Consider the following 1,533-nt stretch of genomic DNA (forward strand, 5'->3'; position numbering starts at 1 on the left):
ACTGGGCCATCGAGAACGGCCTGCACTGGGTTCTCGACACCACCTTCCGCGAGGATGAGGCCCGCGCTCGCAAGGACCACGGTCCGGAAAACCTCGCCATCATCCGAAAACTCGCCCTCAATGTCCTCAAAACGGCCAGGCCGTCCATCTCCATCCGTCGCAAGCGAAAGCGATCCGGATGGTCCGACGCATTCGCCCGATCCGTCATCGGGCAAATGCGATAGCCCTGGGATAGCCCTGGGAACCGGTGACAAGCGGGGTGGGAGTCCGGTATTGTCGGCGACGGAAGGACGTGGACTCAGCTGATCCGTGGTGGAACTGTTCCAGCATCAGAATCATACACGAATTCCGCGCCTAAACACTACACTCGCCACCCTTAATTTCGCTTCGGCGAAATATTCCGGCGAATATCACGGCCCGGAGAAAGCACTAGCTAGTACACGCCTATAGAATGTAGATGCATCTAGCAGAGACACAGAGAGACAGGCGCGCCATGATCTTGGATAAAGTTGTTGATACTTTTGATTACTATGAACTGGAAAATGGAGGTGCAGCTCAAGAAAATCTCCGAGCATCTATACAGACGAACGGCTTTGCTGTCCTTAAAGGAGTGTTTTCCGAGGACGAGATTGGTAGAATGCGTCAGCAATCTGGAGAGTTCCTGTTGAAGAGGGGTATTCGACTTGGGCTAGGACGTACCCGTTCGAATGTGGCAGCGGATATGGAGGAATTGGCTTGGGTCTTTGGCCACGAACGCATCTTGAATGTTGTGCTCTGGAGCCTGGTGGACGCCTCAGTGGTCTACACTGGTCATAGCGATGCGCACATGAACATGGTTGCAGGTTGGCATAAGGACAGTGAGACACGATATGGGAGTTATTTTTCGCAGCCTTGCATAGGAGTTGATTCTTGCAAGGTCTACAAGATTGGTATTTATCTACAAGACCATAGCCATAATAATACAGGTCTAAAAGTACGCCGTGGATCTCACAAATCATCTAATCTCACAGACGGCGATATCACAACTATTCATTCAGGTGCAGGTGATATAGTCATTTTTGACGTTCGCATATCTCATTGTGGTGATCTGCCAGATCCAATTGAATCCTTGATGCAAAAAATGTCTCGAGTTCTGAAGGGGAGGGATCCCCATCGTCAAGATCCAGAGATATTTGTTCGAGCACGTGAAAAATATGTAGAAATACGACGCAACCAGCAGAAAATGTCTCTCTTTTTCACTTTCGGTATAGAAAACCAGTTTACCATAGATTTTTCTAACAATAACATGAAGCGTCAATTGCGGCAGATAGAGCTTTCCGGAGGAGTGAGCAAAACGAACTTTCCGGCAGAGCTGTCTGAGCGCCTGAGACAAATGAACATCAAGCTTCTCACTTTTGGTGATACAAAGACTGTAAGAGCCCGTCCGGAAGGTTATTGAATCCGGTGAATCCGTTGTGATTCTCTGCCGCGCCAGAGGAAACGGGAGCGGACAGAATGTGGACGACGGAAACCCGCCGGGTTTATGAACGGCCT

The 1,533-nt window shown here is 49.8% G+C and carries 1 protein-coding gene and 1 pseudogene; both read left to right on the forward strand.

Translation table 11 applies throughout. From position 1 onward, the window contains the following. Positions 1–224: pseudogene (locus WI697_RS27435) on the forward strand (ISAs1 family transposase); the annotation flags it as partial. A 269-nt stretch (positions 225–493) separates the two neighbouring features. Next, positions 494–1,438 (forward strand): phytanoyl-CoA dioxygenase family protein, encoded by a 945-nt coding sequence (locus WI697_RS27440; protein ID WP_345960681.1) that lies wholly within the window; start codon positions 494–496, stop codon positions 1,436–1,438. The last annotated feature ends 95 nt before the right edge of the window (positions 1,439–1,533 follow it).

Origin of the sequence: Tistrella mobilis, from assembly GCF_039634785.1 — a bacterium.
Taxonomy (GTDB): domain Bacteria; phylum Pseudomonadota; class Alphaproteobacteria; order Tistrellales; family Tistrellaceae; genus Tistrella; species Tistrella mobilis.

Excerpts from the sequence above, each read along its gene's own strand:
- WI697_RS27440 (WP_345960681.1), top strand. The coding sequence starts at position 494 with ATGATCTTGGATAAAGTTGTTGATACTTTTGATTACTATGAACTGGAA.